General features: G+C 63.5%; 16 protein-coding genes. 11 read left to right on the top strand and 5 right to left on the bottom strand.

Going from position 1 to position 20,102, the window contains the following annotated elements; genetic code table 11:
- Positions 1–93 precede the first annotated feature (93 nt).
- The 3 genes from GNH96_RS08265 to odhB all read left to right on the top strand — a co-directional run bounded on the left by GNH96_RS08265 (position 94) and on the right by odhB (position 5,959).
- The gene (locus GNH96_RS08265) at positions 94–1,884 is read left to right on the top strand and encodes a trypsin-like peptidase domain-containing protein (RefSeq protein ID WP_169603241.1); all 1,791 of its coding nucleotides are present in this window, start codon (positions 94–96) and stop codon (positions 1,882–1,884) included.
- Positions 1,885–2,035: 151 nt separating this feature from the next.
- Positions 2,036–4,810 (top strand): 2-oxoglutarate dehydrogenase E1 component, encoded by a 2,775-nt coding sequence (locus GNH96_RS08260; RefSeq protein ID WP_169603240.1) that lies wholly within the window; start codon positions 2,036–2,038, stop codon positions 4,808–4,810.
- 3 nt (positions 4,811–4,813) lie between these two features.
- Positions 4,814–5,959 (top strand): 2-oxoglutarate dehydrogenase complex dihydrolipoyllysine-residue succinyltransferase, encoded by a 1,146-nt coding sequence (odhB, locus tag GNH96_RS08255; RefSeq protein ID WP_169603239.1) that lies wholly within the window; start codon positions 4,814–4,816, stop codon positions 5,957–5,959.
- 122 nt (positions 5,960–6,081) lie between these two features.
- On the opposite strand, the gene GNH96_RS08250 is transcribed toward odhB, so the two are convergent.
- Genes GNH96_RS08250 through GNH96_RS08230 form a run of 5 tightly spaced genes read right to left on the bottom strand, consistent with a single transcriptional unit; the run spans position 6,082 to position 12,242 of the window.
- Positions 6,082–8,106 carry a methyl-accepting chemotaxis protein gene (locus GNH96_RS08250; protein WP_228719764.1) on the bottom strand — a complete coding sequence of 675 codons (2,025 nt, stop codon included), beginning with the start codon at positions 8,104–8,106 and terminating at the stop codon, positions 6,082–6,084.
- A 12-nt stretch (positions 8,107–8,118) separates the two neighbouring features.
- The gene (locus tag GNH96_RS08245) at positions 8,119–9,390 is read right to left on the bottom strand and encodes an ABC transporter substrate-binding protein (RefSeq protein WP_169603238.1); all 1,272 of its coding nucleotides are present in this window, start codon (positions 9,388–9,390) and stop codon (positions 8,119–8,121) included.
- 32 nt (positions 9,391–9,422) lie between these two features.
- A complete protein-coding gene (locus GNH96_RS08240) occupies positions 9,423–9,749 on the bottom strand; it encodes an STAS domain-containing protein (RefSeq protein ID WP_169603237.1) in 327 nt (108 codons plus the stop codon).
- Positions 9,750–9,785: 36 nt separating this feature from the next.
- Positions 9,786–11,513 (bottom strand): solute carrier family 23 protein, encoded by a 1,728-nt coding sequence (locus tag GNH96_RS08235; RefSeq protein ID WP_169603236.1) that lies wholly within the window; start codon positions 11,511–11,513, stop codon positions 9,786–9,788.
- Between the two features lie 12 nt (positions 11,514–11,525).
- A complete protein-coding gene (locus GNH96_RS08230; RefSeq protein WP_169603235.1) occupies positions 11,526–12,242 on the bottom strand; it encodes a carbonic anhydrase in 717 nt (238 codons plus the stop codon).
- 124 nt (positions 12,243–12,366) lie between these two features.
- Here GNH96_RS08230 and GNH96_RS08225 point away from each other — a divergent pair, with 124 nt between their 5' ends.
- The 8 genes from GNH96_RS08225 to mrcB all read left to right on the top strand — a co-directional run bounded on the left by GNH96_RS08225 (position 12,367) and on the right by mrcB (position 20,079).
- Positions 12,367–12,849 carry an ATP-binding protein gene (locus GNH96_RS08225; protein WP_169603234.1) on the top strand — a complete coding sequence of 161 codons (483 nt, stop codon included), beginning with the start codon at positions 12,367–12,369 and terminating at the stop codon, positions 12,847–12,849.
- 108 nt (positions 12,850–12,957) lie between these two features.
- Positions 12,958–13,503, top strand: a complete 546-nt coding sequence (locus tag GNH96_RS08220) for a hypothetical protein (protein ID WP_169603233.1) — start codon at positions 12,958–12,960, stop codon at positions 13,501–13,503.
- Positions 13,504–13,550: 47 nt separating this feature from the next.
- A complete protein-coding gene (pdxJ, locus tag GNH96_RS08215) occupies positions 13,551–14,294 on the top strand; it encodes a pyridoxine 5'-phosphate synthase (RefSeq protein ID WP_169603232.1) in 744 nt (247 codons plus the stop codon).
- Positions 14,295–14,408: 114 nt separating this feature from the next.
- Positions 14,409–15,068 (top strand): hypothetical protein, encoded by a 660-nt coding sequence (locus GNH96_RS08210; protein WP_228719763.1) that lies wholly within the window; start codon positions 14,409–14,411, stop codon positions 15,066–15,068.
- Positions 15,069–15,135: 67 nt separating this feature from the next.
- Positions 15,136–16,191, top strand: coding sequence for a tRNA dihydrouridine(20/20a) synthase DusA (gene dusA, locus GNH96_RS08205; RefSeq protein WP_169603231.1), 1,056 nt, complete (start codon positions 15,136–15,138; stop codon positions 16,189–16,191).
- Positions 16,192–16,203: 12 nt separating this feature from the next.
- Positions 16,204–16,761 carry a GTP cyclohydrolase I FolE gene (gene folE / locus GNH96_RS08200; protein ID WP_188114771.1) on the top strand — a complete coding sequence of 186 codons (558 nt, stop codon included), beginning with the start codon at positions 16,204–16,206 and terminating at the stop codon, positions 16,759–16,761.
- A gap of 4 nt (positions 16,762–16,765) precedes the next feature.
- Positions 16,766–17,743 carry a ferrochelatase gene (gene hemH, locus GNH96_RS08195; RefSeq protein WP_169603230.1) on the top strand — a complete coding sequence of 326 codons (978 nt, stop codon included), beginning with the start codon at positions 16,766–16,768 and terminating at the stop codon, positions 17,741–17,743.
- Between the two features lie 47 nt (positions 17,744–17,790).
- Complete coding sequence (gene mrcB, locus GNH96_RS08190) at positions 17,791–20,079, top strand: penicillin-binding protein 1B (RefSeq protein ID WP_228719762.1); 2,289 nt, start codon at positions 17,791–17,793, stop codon at positions 20,077–20,079.
- Positions 20,080–20,102: the final 23 nt, after the last annotated feature.

The following is a 20,102-nucleotide window of genomic DNA, read 5'->3' as shown; positions in this document are numbered from 1 at the left end:
GCGGGAACCTCTCGAGCTTTCGCCCGGTCTGAAAAAGTCGTGCGCACATGAACTACTATAGGGTTGCGACTTTCTTAAAAAGGACTCCCGCCGATGAAAATACGCTCGCTGTCCCTGGCCGTCGCGATGGCAGCCTCTTACTCCGTCCAAGCCGACCGGACCGAACCGGCGCAGTATCTCCCGGCTACGCCGCTGAGCGCGGCGAGGACGTCGGAGAGCGGTTTTCTGGGCAGCGGCAGCCAGCCTTTCGAGCTGGAACTGCCCGCCGTGGTGGCCGATCTGACTTCGACCAAGCCCGGCGTGCCGAAGACCGGAACCGTCTACCCATTGCCCATCCCGGTCACGCCGTCGCTGTTGCAGTGGGAAGCGGTCGAAGGCGGCTATGCGGCCCGTATCCGGGTGTCGACGGTCAACGCGGTTCGGCTCCGGCTGCACCTCGTTTTCGGCGGTACGCTCCCAGCCCTGGAATTGCGCATCCAGGGTGATCAGGACGCGACTCTCCCGGCACCCATCGGCAATGCGGCAATTCACGGCAACGAGCTTTGGCTGCCCGCCACCCAGGGAAGCGGCGCCGATCTCGAGATTTTCGTCGGCGGGACCGCAGCACCGGAGACACTCGACTTGAGGCTCGACGCGATCAACCTCATTCTGACGGATGCCAGCAACGCCGACACCCCCGGCTTCAGCGCGCAAAGCTTGGGATACGCCGAATATCAGGAAATTGACCTCGCCTGCTGGTCCGACGACCCACGCTACCCGGCCCTTCAAATCGCGGCGGCGGCCACCGCCAAGGTCAATTTCATCGAAGACGGCGGCTCCTACATCTGCAGCGGCACCCTGCTGAACGACAAGGGCAGCACCCTGACGCCCTGGTTCGCCACGGCCAACCATTGCCTGCCGAATCAGACCGTCGCCGATACGGCATCCTTCGAATGGTTCCTGCAGGCGACCGACTGTGGCGCCTCGTCCACCGATTCGCGCTACAGCCAAACCTTCGGCGGCGCGCAGCTGCTCTGGACCGAGTTCAACCGTGAGCCTTCGTTTCTCAGGCTCCGGAATCCCCCGCCGGCCGCTGTCTATTTCTCCGGCTGGGACACCGCGATCCACGTCGGCGATGGCGTGTGGGGCGTGCATCATCCGCGCGGCGACCACACGATGGTCAGCAAGGGCCGGGTCACGGCCCTGCAGGAGACCGTCACCGACAGCGGCCAAGGCGGGACCCACATACTGGACGAGGTGCAATACGTCTACGGCGGCACCGAAGGCGGCAGCAGCGGTTCCGGCCTGTTCGCCGTCAACGGCGGCACCGCCTACTGGAAGGGCTCGCTGTTCGGTGGGCCGGATAACGACTACCAGAACAGCGTCTACAGCCATTTCGCCGGCTATTACGAGCAGATCAAGCCTTGGCTCACGTCCTGCGCGCTGCCTTGGGGCGGCAGCATCCCCGGGGGACAAAGCGTCACGGCCTATCAGATCGATCGCGCGGTGAGCTGCACATCGGTCGCGGAGGTCCGCACCTGCTCCGACGGCACCCTCAGCGGCAGCTACGCCCTTCGGACTTGCACCGGTTCCGGTGACTCGGCCACCATGACCGTCATCCATCCCGCCGGCGGCGAAACCTTCAACGCCGGAGCAATCGTCCCGATCCAGTGGCAACTGACCGGCTATGGTCCCAAGGCGAAAGTGAACATCGCCTTGTCCAGGAACGGCGGGGCGAAATGGAGCGCCTTGAAGTCCGGCGCCAGGAATACCGGCAGTTGGAACTGGAAGGTCAAGAAGGGCCAGGCGACGTCCCAGGCGCTCATCCGCGTCTGCCTGCCCAAGACCAACAAAGCCCCGGCCGTTTGCGATGTCAGCGACGCCGTCTTCGTCGTCTCGAAGTGATCCGGGCTGCCGGGGCGGCCCCAAGGAAGGGGCCGGCAGCCTCCAACCGATTTCCCCCAGTATTTCAGCTCTTGAAAGCCCACCGCCTTGGCCCCCACAATTCCCGAGTATCCCTCCGAGCCGGCCGTGTCTTTGGCAAGGAATGCATGAGATGAACAGCAAATCCGGACTATTCCCGAACACCACAGCATTTTCCGAAGACAACGCCGGTTTCGTCGAGGCGCTTTACGAACAGTTCCTGCGCGATCCGGAAACCGTGGCGCCGGACTGGCGTGAGAAATTCCGGGCTTTCCGCGAAGGCAGGACGGCCGAACCGGTCATTCCCGTCCGAACCGGGGACATCGACCGCGCCGTGCGCAAGCAGGCGGCGGTGGACCGGCTGATCGACCAGTACCGCACGCATGGCCACCTGTCGGCGGACAACAACCCGCTCCGGCCGGCTTCGCCTTCCCGCGACCTGGACCCGGCCCGCTACGGCCTCGACTCCACCGACATGGACACCCCCTTCTACCTGGACGTTCTGCACAGCGACGAGAAACTGCCGCTGAGAAGCATTCTTGACACCCTGCGGGCGACCTATTGCCGGCATGTGGGCGTGGAGTACATGCATATCATGGACTCGGAAATCCGCGAGTGGCTCCGGCAGAGCCTGGAAGGATCGCGCGCCCAGGGCCATTTCGGCCCGGAACAAAAGAGGGAACTGCTGCGCCTCCTCACCGCGGCCGAGGGCATCGAAAAATATCTGCACCGCAAATACGTGGGGCAAAAGCGGTTCTCGCTCGAAGGCGCAGAAAGCCTGATTCCCTTGCTCGACGAACTGATCCAGCGTTGCGGCGCCAAGGGCACGCGGGAAGTCGTGCTCGGCATGGCGCACCGCGGCCGCCTCAACGTCCTGGTCAACATCCTCGGCAAGAAGCCCGAGCTGCTGTTCCGCGAATTCGAGGGCACCGAAATTCCCGACGGAGGTTCCGGCGACGTCAAGTATCACTTAGGGTTTTCCTCCGATGTGGAAAGTCCCGGCGGCCCGGTCCATCTGACCCTGGCGTTCAACCCTTCGCACCTGGAAATCATCGACCCCGTGGTCGAGGGCTCGGTGCGGGCGCGCCAGGACCGGCTTCCCGGCGATGCCGAAGTCGCCGTGGTGCCGGTGCTCATTCATGGCGATGCCGCCTTCGCCGGGCAGGGCGTGGTCATGGAGACCCTCAACATGGCGGAAACCCGCGCTTATACGACCGGCGGCACGATCCACATCGTCATCAACAACCAGATCGGCTTCACCACCAGCAATCCCTTCGACGCCCGCTCCACGCTGTATTGCACCGATGTCGCCAACATGATCCAGGCGCCGGTGTTCCACGTGAACGGCGACGACCCCGAAGCGGTGCTGTACATCACCCGGCTCGCCGTCGACTACCGGATGAAATTCCGGCGCGACGTGGTGATCGACCTCATCTGCTACCGCCGCCACGGCCATAACGAGGCGGACGAGCCGGCCGTCACCCAGCCGCTGATGTACCGCTTCATCCGCCGGCATCCGCCCGTGCGGGCGTTGTATGCCGAACGACTCGCCGCAATGGGCATCGTTTCCGCAGAAGACGCCGCGCGGATGGATAACGACTACCAGGAGGCTCTCGCCAAAGGCGAGACCGTGTCCAGGCCGTTGCTGGGGGACGCCGCCGGATATATCAAGACCCGCTGGGATCGCTACCGGGGTGTGGAATGGACCGCGCCGACGGAGGCCGGCCCGCCCGTGGCGGACCTCGCCGCCATGGCGGAGCGGATGACGGCGCTGCCCGACGGCTTCGAAGCGCATGCCAGGGTCGAGGCGATCCACACGGCACGGCGGCGAATGGCGGCGGGCGAACTCCCGGCCGACTGGGGCTTCGCCGAAAACCTCGCCTACGCCTCCCTGTTATGGCATGGCCACAACATCCGGCTGACGGGCCAGGACGTCGGGCGCGGCACTTTCTTCCACCGCCACGCCATCGTCCACGACCAGCGCACCGGACAAGCCTATGCCCCGCTTCAGCACCTGAAAGCCGGCCAGGGCAGGTTCGACATCTACGATTCGCTGCTGTCCGAGGAGGGCGTGCTGGGCTTCGAATACGGCTATAGCAGCTCGGAACCCGAAACCCTGGTGATCTGGGAAGCCCAGTTCGGCGACTTTGCCAACAACGCCCAGGTGGTCATCGACCAGTTCATCTCCTCCGGCGAAACCAAGTGGGGCCGCCTGAGCGGCTTGACCCTGCTGCTGCCGCACGGCTATGAGGGACAGGGCCCCGAGCATTCCTCGGCCCGTCTGGAACGCTATCTCCAGCTCTGCGCCGGCAACAACATGCAGGTCTGCGTGCCGACCACCCCGGCCCAGATTTTCCATCTGCTACGGCGCCAGTTGCTGCGTCCCTACCGCCGCCCGCTGATCGTGCTGACGCCCAAGAGCCTGCTGCGCCACAAGCTGGCCACCTCGCACCTCGACGAACTCTCCGGCGGAGGATTCCGCTGCCTGATCGGCGAAACCGACGAGCACGATCCGACCCGAATCACCCGGCTGGTCCTGTGCGCCGGCAAGGTCTATTACGACCTGCTGGAAACCAGGCGTCGGGAGAATTTGGACCATATCGCCCTGATCCGCATCGAGCAGCTCTACCCCTTCCCGCGGGAGGACTTTCTGGCGATGCTGAAACGCTATCCCAAGGCACAGGAACTGATCTGGTGCCAGGAAGAGCCGGAAAACCAGGGTGCCTGGCACCAGATCAAGCACCGTTTCCTCGGCGTTCCGGACCGTTCCTTCAATATCGGCTATGCCGGCCCGCCGATGTCCGCCTCTCCCGCGGTCGGGCACTTCCGCCAGCACATCGAACAGCAGAAAATGCTGGTGGAACGCGCCCTGGTTCTCCCGGTCAATCCCACCGCTACGATGGAATAGCCCATGCGCATCGAAATCAGCGTGCCCCCTCTGCCTGAATCGGTCAGCGACGCGACGCTGCTGGACTGGCACAAGAAGATCGGCGAGGCGGTCAGCAGAGGCGAGAATCTGGTCGACCTCGAAACCGACAAGGTCGTGTTGGAAGTCCCTGCGCCGGAAGACGGCGTGGTGACGGAACTGCGCGGCGGCAAGGGCGACGTCGTGGTCAGCGGCCAGCCGATCGCCGTGATTGACACCGCGATTCGGCCCGCCTCGCCGGCAGTCGCCGTGGCGGCGGAAAAGCCGGCGCCGGTGCTGAGCCCCGCGGCGCGCCGCCTGGTCGCCGAACACGCCCTCGATCCGGCGCAGATCACGGCCAGCGGACGCGAGGGCCGGCTCACCAAACAGGACGTACTGGATTTTCTGGAGACCCGGGCTCCCGCAGAGCCAGCGGGAGTTCTCCCCCCAGCCCGGGCGGACCGCCGGGTACCGATGAGCCGGCTGCGGGCCAGGATCGCCGAGCGCATGCTGGAAGCCCAGCACCGGACGGCAACCCTGACCACATTCAACGAAGTCAATCTGCAGAGGGTGTTCGACATCCGCAATGCGCACAAAACCCGTTTCGAGCAGCAGCATGGCACCAAGCTCGGCTTCATGTCGTTCTTCGTCAAGGCGTCGGTGGAAGCCCTGCGCAGGTTCCCCATCGTCAACGCTTCCCTGGATGGCGAGGACATCGTCTACCACGACTATTACGATATCGGCATCGCCGTCTCGACCGACCGCGGCCTGGTCGTGCCGATCCTGCGCGATGCGGACAAGGCGGGCTTCGCCGAGATCGAAAAAGCGATCGCCGACTTCGGACAGAAGGCCCGCAGCGGCAAGCTGAGCCTGGACGAACTCAGCGGCGGAACCTTCACCATCACCAACGGCGGCATCTTCGGCTCGATGCTGTCGACGCCGATCCTCAACCCGCCCCAGAGCGCCATCCTCGGCATGCACGCCATCAAGGAACGACCGATGGTGGAAGACGGACAGATCGTGATCCGGCCCATGATCTATCTGGCATTGTCCTACGACCACCGCGTCATCGATGGCCGGGATGCCGTGTCGTTCCTTTTCACCATCAAGGAATTGCTCGAAGACCCGGTCCGGCTGATGCTCGAGGTTTGACGCCTTCGCTCAGCGGCGTGGCGATGCACGCCGCCGATTGCAACGCAGCGTCACCGCCGCCCAGCCTCTTCGCCGACATCCCTGAACCCCGCCGCCTCGACCGCCGGCACGTCCCAAACGCATCAGGACAAGCGGAAGATGGCGATTTCCTTGCGCAACTCGGCAATCGCCGTTTCCAGCCGCTGCGAGGCCCGGTTGGTTTCCTCCAGCGCCTGTGCGGACTGCATCGCGCTTTCCGACAAGGCCACCATGGCGTCGCGAATCTGGATCGCGCCGGCCGACTGCGAGCGCATGCCCTCATGCACGGCATCGAACCGCGGGGTCAGCTCCCCCACCTGTTCGATGATCCGGGAAAACTGCTGGCTGATCCGGCGGGTCTCGTCGACGCCGCGCCGGACCTGCTCCGAGAACTTGTCCATTTCCATGACCCCGACCGACACCGCGGCATGCATCTCCCGCACCACGGTTTCGATATCCAGGGTCGCCACCGCGGTCTGATCGGCGAGGCGGCGGATCTCGCGGGCGACGACGGCGAATCCCAGACCGAACTCCCCGGCTTTCTCCGCTTCGATCGAGGCATTGAGCGACAGAAGATTGGTCTGCTCCGCCACCCGCTTGATGGTGGTGGTCATCGTGGAGATGTCGCTGGCGCGCGCGCTGATGGCGTTGAGCTTGTCGGCGATGGAACCGGTCGATTCGGCCAGGGTGCGCATCACCTGCTCCATGTCCGCCAGTTCGTTACGCCCGGCATTCGCCATTTCGGTCGTGCTGCCGGCCATCCGGGTCACGTCCGCCATCGTGCGCAACAGCTCTTCCGAAGTCGCCGAAATTTCCCTCGACGCCGCGGCGATCTGATTCGTAGTGGCACCGAAGGCGGAAATATCCTCTTCCTGAGCCCGGTTCATCGCGGTCAGCGTATTGGACGTCGATACCAGCTCGATGATGGATTTCTGCACCTGCCCAACCAGCGAATTGAGATAGGTGGTCATGCGCCCCAAGGCCCGGAGCAGTTTGCCGGTTTCATCGTTCCGGTCGCTGTCCAGGTTCGCCGTGAGATCGCCTGCGGCAACCGTCTCGGCGGCGGCTATGGCTTCGCCCACCGGGCGCGAAATGGTGCGCGAGACCAGCAAGGCCGCCAGCGTGGTGGGGATCAGCAGAAACGCCAGCAGCCCGCCGTTGACCAAGCGCTGGGTGTCCACCAGGGCAAGCGCTTCGTCCACGTCCATTTGCACGGAGAGGCCCCATCGAAATGATGGCAGATAGGTCCAGCTGGCCAGCACCGGCTCCTTGAGTATTCCAATAATTTCCCCGAAATCCCGGTTTCCTAGAACCGCTTTCTGAATGCCCTGGCCTTGGATGTCTCCCATCTGGATACGCAGCCTGGACGCCGCATCGGGCTGGTTCCGCAACGGCGAAACGATGCGTATCTCATGGTGGTCGAGCGAACCTACGACGGTCTGCCCGCTGTCTCCCAGGCCGCTATAATCCAGGAACGGTGCGAAGACCTCGTCCGTATCCAACTGCAAGGCGAGAATGGCGACGAGCTCTCCGCCGATGTCGAACAGCGGCGTCACCACGTATCCCAGCGGCTTGTCGCTGCCCGGATAGGCGCCGAAATCGGAAATTTCGGCATCGAGCAGGGTGGTGGCGTGCTGCACCGCTTTGGCAAGCGGCGAATCCTTCAACGGCCCTTCGAAGAGCTTGCTCCCGAGCTGCTGGACCGGGTGCGACTGGTATAGCACCTCGCCTTGAGGATCAAAGACGATCAGATTCCGGAAGCCCAGGTTTTCTACCATGAAATCCAGCACGGGGCGCGCATCCGCATCGAATGCCTGCCGTTCCTTGGCGTAACGGCCCGGTTCGCGCCGGTACTTCTGCAGCGCGTTCATCGACGCAACCAGATAGCGGTCGTTGCGCAGCACCACCGCCGCCCTTATCCGCTCATAGGCATAGGTTTCGACGTCCTCCGCCTTGGACAGGGCGATGAACATCAGCTCGCCCTGCACCCGGTCGCGCAGCGCACCCGCGGAAAGGTGGTTAGTGACCAGGGTCAACGCGATGCTCGGAACCGTGGCCAGAATGAGAAACCAGCGGAGTATGCGTCCCGCGATGGTGCCGTGTTCACGCCAGGAAGCCGAAACTTTCACTGCTGCTCGTCCTTATCTTTTGGCGGGCGCGACGGCCGGCACCGGATTCGCCCAGTTATGGTTCCAGCCGATGTAGAGCTGATTCAGGAAGCTCTCCCATTCGCCCCGGCTGCGGGTTCTGGGATAAGGCACGGGCCTGATCGGATGGTCGGTCGACCAGACGATTTCGACCTGGCCGTTGTCGAGGATGCGCCCCATGTTGAACGACCGCCAGGTGTGGCGTGTGGCGGGATCGATCGTCACCACGCCCTCGGGGGCGTCGATGCTCTGGCCGAGCATGTATTCGTTGACCAGACTGGCCTCCTGCGAGCCCGCCTCGCGCACAGCCTCGGCCCAGAGCAGCATGCTGAAATAGGCAGTCTCCGGAAAATCCGCGGTCACCCGATCCTGGCCGTAGCGCTCCCGGAACCGTCTGACGAAGGCGGTGTTTTCCTCGCGGGCCACGGCCTGAAAATAACCCCAGGCCGAATAATGCCCGGCAGCGTCCCGCGGGGGGATATCGCGCAGCTCTTCTTCGCCCACGGAAAGAGAAACCACGGGAACGTCTTTCGCCAGAATGCCCGACTCCCGCAGCACACGGTAAAATGCCAGATTGGATTCCCCAGCGATCGTGCTGATAACGACATTCGGGCGTAGGGCGGCGATTTTCTGAACCACGCCGCCAACATCGCTGCTGCCGAAAAAGACGTATTCCTCGCCCACGATTTCGCCGTCGAGGCCTTTGATCCAGTCCCGCAGAACGGCGTTGACGCTGTGGGGCCACACGTAATCGGACCCCACCAGGAACACGCGTTTTCCGAGCTTGTCCAGGCTCCATTTCAGGGCGGGGACGATCTGCTGGTTCGGCGCCAGACCGGTATAGATGATGTTTTTCGAGATCTCCAGGCCTTCATAGGCCATGGGGTAAATCAGCAGATGGTTGTATTTTTCCACCACCGGCTTGACGTTTTTCCGGCAGGCCGACGTCCAGCAGCCGATGATCGCGCTGACTTTTTCTTCGGTGATCAGGCGCCCCGCCTGCCTGGCGAAAGTCGCCCAGTCCGACGCGCCATCGGCCACCACCGCTTCGACGTGGCGCCCGAGCAAGCCCCCGGCGGCATTGATCTCATCGATGGCCATGAGTTCGGCATCCACGGCCGATTTCTCGCTGATGGCCATGGCACCGGTGAGCGAATGCAATATGCCGATCTTGATGGGTGGGCGGGCGTGTTCGCGGAAGACCCACAGGCTCCCCCATGCGGCCAGGAGCGCGAGCACCGCGCCTGAAATGAAAACTCTGTTCATGGCAAAGACCGGACGGCCGCGCCGTTTCAGATTCAGGTCACATGTTCCAGCGACGGATAGATCGAAAACAGGCGGCTGAAACCGCTGATTTCGAAAACGTCGTTGACCGGCGGTGTCAGGGCGCAGAGCTTCACCGAGCCATCCGCTTCCTTGAGTTTCTTGGCGATCAGCAGAAAGACCCGCAACCCTGCGCTGCTGATGTAGCTGATCGACGAAAGGTCCATCACCAGATGGCGGGTTCCCGCCTCCAGCCAGGCCAGCGCCTGTTCCTCGAAGGCGCGGGACGCCGCGGCGTCGATGCGGCCGCTCAGATGCGCGACCAGCACCTCGCCCCGGTTTTCACAAGAGATATCAAGCATCGGTGTGCTCCAGGCAACAAGTTGAAATAAAAGGAATTATTCGACAAAGGTCAGGCGAAACTCCGCCATCCCCTTGGAAAGTTCACGCGAACGCACCCTGTCCGCGAGCTTGTAAAGCAGATAGCCCGCCATCTGCAGGATACCCGTGTCGGACTCCAGAAGCTCCTCATGGCTGGGGGCATGGGTGGAAACCGGGATCGCCTCTCCGCGGTAACGCGCGATCACGGTGAACGTGAATTCGTCGACCAGGGTTTCGACCTCGACCACACCCCGACCTTCCTCGTCCCGTGCCACGAAATCGTGGTCATGGAGAATCTCGAACGCCTGCCAGATCGCATACTCGCTGCGGCGCACGACTTCCGCGCACGCACCCCAAGCCCGTCCCTGGTGGTCCAGGTAGGCGATGACATCGTCCAGCTGCGATTGCCCCAGGACGAACGAACGCCGCCGCCGCGTGCCCGCGCCGATCCGGAACACGCCCGACAGCAAGGTCGCGCCCGCCACCCCGAGCGCGACGCTCGACTGCGTCACCGGCACCAGGAATGACGGCAGCTCCTCACGGTAAAAATGCTTCAAGGGTTCGTGGCTGAAGCCGAGTAACAGCCCGATGCCCACGGTAAGAATCTTGCGGTTGTCGAGCATGCGCGATGCGATCATCTGCAAGCCGGCCAGCAGTGTGAAGGACGACAGGAACACGGCGGCGGCGCCGATCACCGGCACGGGGAGCACCAACCAGAGTACCGTGATCTTCGGCACAAACGCCAGGATGATCATGATTCCGCCGAGCCAGTAGGCGATATGGCGGCTGGTGCAGCCGGTCGCAGCGGCCAGGGACACAGCGCCGCCGCTGGAGGTGAGCGGCAGGCCGTTCACCAAGCCGGCGATGAGATTGGATACGCCCTCCGCGCGGATGCCCCGGGAGATCTGCGCCATGTCCGGATGCCGCCACTCCGAATCGTTGAAACGCTGGGCGGCAGCCAGCGCGCCGAACCCATGCAGGGAAAAGGCCAGGCCCAGCACGACATAAGGCACGATCAGCGCCGGATCGAATGCCCAACCGAAGGTGGGCAGCTTGGGCATTTCCAGCAACGGTATTTCCTTGTAGGACTCGGCGTCCTCGGGCCGGACGCCGTCGACCAGAACACTGACGGCCAACCCGACGGCCAATCCGGCAAACGCCGAAAACAGGCGAAGGCTGCCGGAAGACCAGACATTGCAGACGATCATCACCGCGAGGGCGAGAAATCCGATGGCGATGTCGTGCTTCCATAGCCCGCCCGGCGCGTCGACGCCGGCGAGCAGGGTGACGCCCTTGTAACCGAGGCCCAGGCCGACCAGTGTCACGGCCACGCCGGCGAGCTCCACCGAAAAGATGCCGCGCAGCCGCCGGAACATCTCGCCGAACAGGACCTGCGCCGCCCCCATCACGCCCACCATCCCGAAGGCGAGTTCCAGCCCGCCGGCGAGCCGGGCCAGCTCCAGGGTCGCGAACGATGCCGAGGTGACCTGCAAAGGGCAGAAGTACCCGGAACCGATGCCGAACCGCCCGGCCGCCTGAAACATGACGCCGATGCCCGAAACCAGGAGCGTGGTCGCCATCAGAATCTGGGAATCGTGGCCATCGATGTTTTCCGCCCTTACGAACAGCGGGGAAATCACGAGGTAGACGCCCAGAAACGACATCTGCTGCAACCCGATGAAAACCGAAATCGCGGCCGGCGGCTTGTCCTTCAACCAATAAACGATGTTCTCGGGCTTTTTCATCCGGAGGGCGGGTCAGTCGGTGACGGGCAAGAACTGCGAATTGTCGCCGCTGGTGACCCAGAGATCGCCGGATTCGAGATCGAACCACCAGCCCTGCAGGAAAAGCCGCCCCGTCGCCACGGCATCCCTGACCCAGGGATAGGTCAGCAAGTTCCCCAGGGAGCCTTGGATGGCCGCGCGCTCGACCAGATAGGAATAGTCCTTGAGCCGCTCCAGGGAGACCTGCCGCAGTCCCTCGCCGTTGCTGTCCGGGACGTACTGCCAGCAGGCATCCATGGCCATCGACACCCATTCGCCAATGAAGTCGCTCTCGAACCGGGCCCCGGTCGCCATGTTGAGCAAGGCTTTGATTCCGCCGCAGTGAGCATGTCCAAGCACGATGATGTGGGGCACTTCGAGGTGGCGGACGGCGTATTCCAGTGCCGCTCCGACACCATCCGGCGCAAACGAAGTGTGATAAGGCGGCACGAGGTTTGCCACGTTGCGCACCACGAACAGGTCCCCCGGCGCGACGTTCATGAGCAGGGCGGGATCGACCCGCGAATCGCTGCAAGCGATCATGAGCGCTACCGGACGCTGCCCCTCTTCGATGAGCCGCTGCATGTGTTCCGGATAGCGGCCGTAGAAGCGCTCCTTGAAACCCTTGACCCCGGCGATGAAACGTTCGAGATCACAGCAGGAGCCATCGGCCCCGCATTCGTCCTTGCCTTTGATGTGAGACTCTTGCACGATTCCGGTCCGTAAGATGGATGGATGCGGCCCGGCGCGGTCCTCCGCGTCCAGGGCCCCTGACTCAAAAGCGGCGTCATTCTATCACCGGTTTTTTCCCGACCCGACTCACTTCGAGCCCCCCATGGAACCGAACGAGCCCGACGCGCAATGCGCTCAGTTTGAGCGAACCATCGACGCAGGCATCGAGCCGCTGATCGAGGTCATGGAGCAACTCGAATCGTTCTGCACGGCTTCAGGAGTGCCGGAAGCGGTCGCGGTCCAGCTCAATCTCGTCTTGGAGGAACTGGCTACCAATACCATCAAGTACGGCTACCCTGCCGGTAAAAGCGGAAAAATCGAAATCTGTCTCACCCTGCATGGAGGTCTGGCCTCGCTTACCGTCGCCGATGACGGCAACGAGTTCGACCCCACGACCTCCCCCGCGCCGGACGTGTATCGCCAGTTGGAGGAGCGCGCCATCGGCGGGCTGGGAATCCATCTGGTGATGCGGATGATGGACTCGGTGACTTATCATCGCCATGGCGGAAAAAACATCGTCACCGTTAGCAAGAACACCCGGCCGGCGAACGGTTTGACGAGCGTTACAGGGGAGCGCTGCGAATGAAATGCGAAAATTTTGCTGATACCATAGCACCGCTACGGAAACGAAGGCCACATCGATTTCGACTCGACCAAGGGCCGGAACCAAAGGACAAATGAATGGAGAAATGTCATGCATCTTGCCGACCGTTCCCCCCTGGCTTTGGCTAGCCAAACGCTCGGCGCAAGCGTCATCTGCCTACGCGCCGCGGGCGTTCATCAGCCATCCGAGACCGCGCCCCAGGTATCCGAAGCCGAAACATGCAAGTCGCTGAACCACGGCGTCAGCCAGGCTGACGACGATTTCAAGGACATCGAGCTCAACGTTGGGGTCGATCCCTTGGTTAACCGCTGGGACACCAAGGCGATATTCCCCGAATCCGATGGCGACGTGCTGGATTGGGGCGGCGGGCGACTCAGCTATGGCTGCGTCCGGCAGGAAAGCGACCAAAGCACGGCCCGACAAAACGACGAAGAGAACCCAAAACTTGCCGCCCGAGGCATGGGTAAGGAATGGCATGCTTCGGAGCAGCCCGGCAAGACGGGCGAGATCACGCCGTTCTCCAAAGCCGGCGAAGACACCAGGATCGAATTGCGCTCCTTCCAGGAACGCGCTCCAGCCGCCCGATGGCAGACCTCCGTGACCATTGGCGACCGCATCACGCCGAACGCCCATTGAACGACTGCATTCTCGGGCGCGCCACTACTTCAGCATACCGACCATTCGTGAATTCCAAGGGCACGATCAGACTGGGCGTAAACATCGATCACGTCGCAACGATCCGGCAGGCACGAGGCACTCCCTACCCGGCTCTCCTGCACGCCGCCTTTGTCGCCGAACAGGCGGGAGCTGGCGGAATCACCGCGCACCTTCGGGAAGACCGCCGCCATATCCAGGACAGGGACGTCGAGCTTCTGCGGGACCAGATCGAAACCCGACTCAACCTGGAGATGGCCGTCACCGACGAAATGATCGCCATTGCCTGCCGCGTCCGCCCGCATGCCTGCTGCCTCGTGCCGGAACGGCGGGAAGAACTGACGACCGAGGGCGGCCTGAACGTGGCGAATCACTTGGAACGGATCGGTGAGGCCTGTCGCCGCCTCGGCGATGCCGGCATAGAGGTGTCGCTGTTCATCGATCCGGAAACCGCCCAGATCGAGGCCGCGGCCCGTGCCGGCGCACCGGTGGTCGAACTGCACACCGGCCGTTACGCGGATGCGGGAACCGACGAGGAAAGATCCGCCGAGTTGGAAAAGCTCCAACGTGCCGCGGCCGCTGCCGAGGCATTGGGGCTGCAGGTCAATGCCGGGCACGGCTTGAGCTACGCCAACGTGGCGGCGATCTGCCGGATCCCGCAAATCGTCGAGCTGAACATCGGCCATGCCATCGTAGCCCGTGCCTTGTTCACGGGGCTGGAAAAAGCGGTGGCCGACATGGCCGGCATCCTGCATGCCGCCCGGTCCGGATGAAATTGACCGGCCGGTGGTGATCTGTCATATTTAAAAATCAGTTCCGGCCCGGCTGAACCGCTGTGAGTGCGCGCAAACCAACCTTCAATGCCCATGGATAAAAGGGAGAGCAAGATGTCCCACGGCCATCCTCGCCCGGATTTCGGCGAAATCGTGCTCGCCCGGCCGACAGGAGCGCCGAGCCACGGATCGTCCTGGCTGCGCACTGCGGGAATCCTGTTCCTGTGGCTTGCGCTCGCGATCATGGCGTTGATCCTGTGGCGGGGAGAGACCCTGATCAAAGAACTGAATGCGTCTTACGCCGAACGGGCCGCCATCCAGAATCCCGATCTGCTGCAATATCAGAACGAACTCGACTCGCTCCAGGGCAGGGTTGCCGGCCTGATGAAGGATTCCGTCGAGAACAAGCTCAGAATGCTGGAAAAGAGTGTCCAGGGGGGGCGCTTCGGCCCGGATGAAGCAGGGCTCCTCGAGGCGCTGAAATCGGAATTGCGGTTCCTGCAGAATTACGCGACCCAGGGCGGCCAACTGAAATCCGCCGGCGAGCACGAACGCTACCGCATGTCGCCCGAGATGGCCGAGGGTTCGGCCACCGCCCAAACCGCGCGTGACTGGATGGAATTCGAGAAACTGCTCTATCTCGGCGCCGGGGCGCTGGGTGCCGGCACGCTGATGCTGAGCGGAGCCTGGTTGAGTGCGCGCACCGTCCAGCACCAGCCTTCCCAGCACCGTGTGTTCCTGGCTGGCCCCTCGGAAGAAAATCCCGGATCGTGACGTTTCCTTGAACGCCTCCTACGTCCGGCCGGTGGACCGCCCTACAGCCCGGACAATCGAAGCACCCATGCCCGCCCTTCCGGCCCATGCCCCGCCGTCCGGACGGCTGCTGAGCGTCGCGCCGATGATGGACTGGACGGACCGGCATTGCCGCTATTTCCTGCGGCTGATTTCCCGCCATACCCTGCTCTATACGGAAATGGTGACGACTGCGGCCATCCTGCACGGCGATCGGGAGCGGCTCCTTGGCTTCCACCCCGCGGAGCACCCTTTGGCGATCCAGCTCGGCGGCAGCGAGCCCAAGGATCTGGCGGAATGCGCGAAAATCGCGGAATGCCGGGGCTTCGACGAAATCAACCTCAACGTGGGCTGCCCCAGTCCCAGAGTCCGGAACGGCCGCTTCGGCGCCTGCCTGATGGCCGAGCCCGAGCTCGTGGCAGACTGTGTCCGCGCCATGTGCGAAGCGGTCTCGGTGCCGGTCACCGTCAAGACCCGCATCGGCATCGATGACCGCGACTCCTACGAAGACTTGGTTCGGTTTGTGACGACCGTGGCCGATGCCGGTTGCCGTACCTTGATCGTCCATGCCCGTAAAGCCTGGCTGCAAGGTCTTTCGCCCAAGGAAAATCGGCAGACGCCGCCGCTGCGCTACGACATGGTCCGCCGGCTCAAGTCCGATCTGCCCCGCCTCGAGATCGTGTTGAACGGCGGCATCCAAACTCTGGACGAAGCCGGGCGGCATCTGTCCTGGTGCGACGGCGTCATGATCGGCCGGGCCGCCTATCACAATCCCTACCTGCTCGCGGATGCCGACCGCCGCTTCTACGGGCGCGGCGATCCCAAGCCCAGAACGCGAGAAGGCGTCATCGAGGACTTCCTTCCCTACCTGCGGGAGGAACTCGCCAAAGGCACCCGGCTGCATGCCATCACACGCCACATCCTGGGGCTTTATCATGCCACACCGGGCGGAAGGCGCTGGCGCCGCCGGATCAGCGAAGGCTCGTCCCGGCGGGAAGCCGACGAAACCCTGCTGCTGGAGGCGGCGGATTCACTCGGCGTCGACGAGTACCAGGAAAACTTGCGCCGGCCCGAGCGGCGCGTCTCCGTCCCTTCACCCGTTTAAGAGGTTTACCCCATGCACAGCGCAATGGAAAAACTGTTCAGCCAACTCATTCAGGAAATCGGCGAGGACGTCTCCCGTGAAGGGCTCATCGACACCCCGAAGAGAGCGGCAAGCGCTTTCCGGTTCCTCAACAGCGGCTACCACCAGTCGCTGGCTCACGTCCTCAACAATGCGGTTTTCGAAGCGGACTCAGAGGACATGGTGATCGTCAAGGACATCGAGCTGTATTCGTTGTGCGAACACCATCTGTTGCCTTTCATCGGCAAGTGCCATGTCGGCTATCTGCCGCAGGGCAAAGTCATCGGCCTGTCCAAGATCGCGCGGATCGTGGAGATGTACGCGCGCCGGTTGCAGATCCAGGAGCGCCTGACCAAGCAGATCGCGGATGCGATCCAGGCGGCAGTCAATCCCCGGGGCGTCGCAGTGGTGGTCGAGGCCAAGCATTTGTGCATGATGATGCGTGGCGTGGAGAAACAGAATTCGGTCATGACCACGTCTTCCATGCTCGGCCTCTTCCGCAAGCAAAGCAGCACCCGGTCCGAGTTCCTGGACCTCATCAACCGCAAGTAGCGCCATGAACTCCGGCACCGCCCGCCTCGGGGTCCTGCTCGTCAACCTCGGGACACCGGATGCGCCCACACCGAAGGCGGTCCGGCGCTATCTGCGCGAGTTCCTGTCCGATCCGCGCGTGGTCGAGATTCCCCGCGCGCTGTGGTGGCTGATCCTCAACCTGATCGTTTTGCGGATCCGGCCTAGAAGATCGGCCCATGCCTACCGGACGATCTGGACCGACCGCGGCTCGCCATTGCTGGCCCATACGGAGGACCTGCGCGATCTGCTGGCCGCCGACGGCAGATTCGCCGGCGTCGAGTTCGCCATGCGCTACGGTAATCCCTCCATCCGCTCGAAGCTGGAGGCACTCAAGCGCCAAGCCGAAACCATCGTCATCCTGCCGCTGTACCCCCAGTATTCGGCCGCCACGACGGGATCGGTGTTCGATGCCGTATGCGACACGGCGAAATCCTGGCGTCACGTCCCCGGCCTGCATTTCATCAGCGACTATTATCGCGCGCCGGCTTACCTCGAGGCCGTCGCCTCGAGCATCCGCTCGTTCTGGCAGGCGCATGGCCGTCCCGATCGCCTACTGTTTTCGTTCCACGGACTGCCCAAACGCTGCGTCGATCGGGGCGATCCTTATGCCGGCCAGTGCCAGCACACGGCGAGAGAGATCGCCGCCCTGCTCGGCCTCAACGATGAGGAATGGCTGCTGGCCTATCAGTCGCGCTTCGGCCGCGCCGAATGGCTCAAACCCTATTGCATCGACACCCTGCGGGAACTTCCGGTCCAGGGTATCCGGCGGGTGGACGTGGTATGCCCCGGCTTCGCCGTGGACTGCCTGGAAACCCTGGAGGAAATCGCCGTCACCAACCGCGGCGAGTTTCTCGGCGCAGGTGGAGAATGCTATCGCTACATTCCGGCCTTGAACGCACGTCCCGAGCATGCCAAGGCCCTGATCGGCCTGCTGGAACCCTACCTGGCCCTCCCCGGCTGAACACCGCCGGTCCGCCCTCTCCGGATACCCCAATCCGGTGATCCACGGTGCCCTATGACTCCCCGCTCCTGATGCGCATGACCCGCAAGTTTCTCTTTATTCCGGCTCTGCTTTTCGCGATCGCACTGATGGTCTATCTCGCCTCTCAGGACTCGCTGATCCGCGCAAAATTCGAAGGCCGTCGCTGGGCCCTGCCCGCCAAGGTGTACGCCATGCCGGTGGAACTCTATGCGGAGGCGCCGGTCTCCGCGGATCAACTGGTGTGGATGCTGGACCAGCTCAAATACCGCGCCGATCCGCACTTGACGTCTCAGGGCACCTACACCCGCAAGGGCAACGAGATCCGACTCAGAACCCGGGAGTTCGTGTTTCCCGACAAATCCGAACCCTCCCGCGCGGTCCGGCTCGGCTTTGGCGGCGGTGCCCTGCAAACCCTGGAAGACCTGGAGACGACCGACGCCCCTGCCTTGGTGCGGCTGGACCCGGTACAGATCGGCAGCTTCTACCCCACGCTGAAGGAAGACCGGATCCTGGTCAAGCTCGACGAAGTGCCCCAGTCCCTGATCGACGCGCTGCTCGCGGTCGAAGACCGTGATTTTTATGAGCATTTCGGCCTTTCGGCCAAGGGCATCCTGCGGGCCACCTGGCAAAACCTCAAGGCGGGCGGCTTCGTCCAGGGCGGCAGCACCCTGACCCAGCAACTGGTCAAGAATTTCTTCCTCAGCTCCGAACGCACCCTGGGACGCAAGATCAGCGAAGCTTTCATGGCGCTGATTCTCGAAGCCCGTTACAGCAAGGATGCGATCCTGGAAGCCTACCTCAACGAGATCTATCTGGGCCAGGACGGCACCCGCGCCATCCACGGCTTCGGCCTGGCGAGCCAGTACTATTTCAGCCGGGCGATTGGCGAACTGGAGCTGCATCATGTCGCGCTGCTGGTCGCCCTCGTGCGGGGACCGACCTATTACGATCCGCTGAAACACCCCGAGCGCAGCCGAGAACGGCGCGACCGCGTGCTGGACGCCATGGTGGAACAGGGATTCGTCACGGCGGCCGAGGCCGAGGCGGCCAAGCAGCGGCCGCTGGACGTGATCAAGAACCCGCATCAGGCCATCAGCCGCTATCCCGCCTTTCTCGATCTGGTCAGACGCCAGCTTCAGGAGCAATACCGCCCCGAGGACCTGACCTCGGAGGGCCTGCGCATTTTCACCACGCTGGATGTCTTCGCCCAGGAGCATCTGGAAGCGGCCATCGCCAAGACCTTGTCCCGGCTCGATCCGTCGAGCCGTCCGGAGGACCGGCTGGAAACCGCGGCCGTCTTTACCCGGCGCGCCAACGGCGAGATCGCGGCCTTCGCGGGCGGACGCGATGGGGAGTCCTCCGGCTTCAACCGGGCGCTCGACTCCGTGCGCCAGATCGGCTCCCTTTACAAACCGGTGGTCTATCTCACCGCCCTCGAACAGCCCGGCGGCTACACCATCGCCACCCCCTTGCTGGATGAAGCCGTCAAAGTGGAAAGCGGAGGCAAACCCTGGCTCCCCAAGAACTACGACGGCAGGGAGCATGGACAGGTGCCGCTGCATAAGGCGCTGGCCAACTCCTACAATCTGGCGACGGTGCGGCTGGGCCTTAGCATCGGCGTCGAACGCACCGCCGAGACGCTCAGAAAGCTGGGTGTGAACCGGGAAGTCGATACCTATCCCTCATTGCTGCTGGGTGCGGCCAACCTGTCGCCGATCGAGGTCGCCACGCTTTACCAGACTCTCGCGAGCGACGGTTTCGTCACGCCCCTGCGCGGTATCCAGGCCGTTCTGTCGCAGGACGGCCAGACGCTGCAGCGGTTCGGACTGGAGCTTCGGCAGGCCGTGGACCCCGGCGCGGTCTACCTGGTCAACACCATCCTGCAGGAAGTCATGAGCGAAGGCACCGGGCGTTCGGTCTACAGCTACCTGCCGGAAGATATGCATGTCGCCGGCAAAACGGGAACGACCAACGACATGCGCGACAGCTGGTTCGCGGGCTTCGGCGGCGACTACACCGGCGTGGTCTGGGTGGGACGCGACGACAACCGCCCGGCCGGCCTGACCGGAGCCCGCGGCGCACTGCAGATCTGGGGCGCCACGATGCAGAAGATAGCGAAGGAACCGCTGGACCTGCTGCCTCCGGACAACATCGAAATGCTGCGGGTGGACGGCGATACCGGGCTGCGCGCCGACGACGGCTGTGCCGACGCGCAGGAATTGCCATTCATCAAGGGATCGGCACCGGCGGCGTGGGCGCCTTGCGCGGAAGGCGCGGAAACCGGTGGAGAGTCTTGGATCAAGAAGCTGTTCTAGCCGTCGCGGTGATTTCGTTTCCC

The organism is Methylococcus geothermalis (genome assembly GCF_012769535.1).
Classification (GTDB): domain Bacteria; phylum Pseudomonadota; class Gammaproteobacteria; order Methylococcales; family Methylococcaceae; genus Methylococcus; species Methylococcus geothermalis.
Note: the sequence above shows the minus strand (reverse complement) of the source record. Positions and strands in the feature narration are given on the sequence as shown.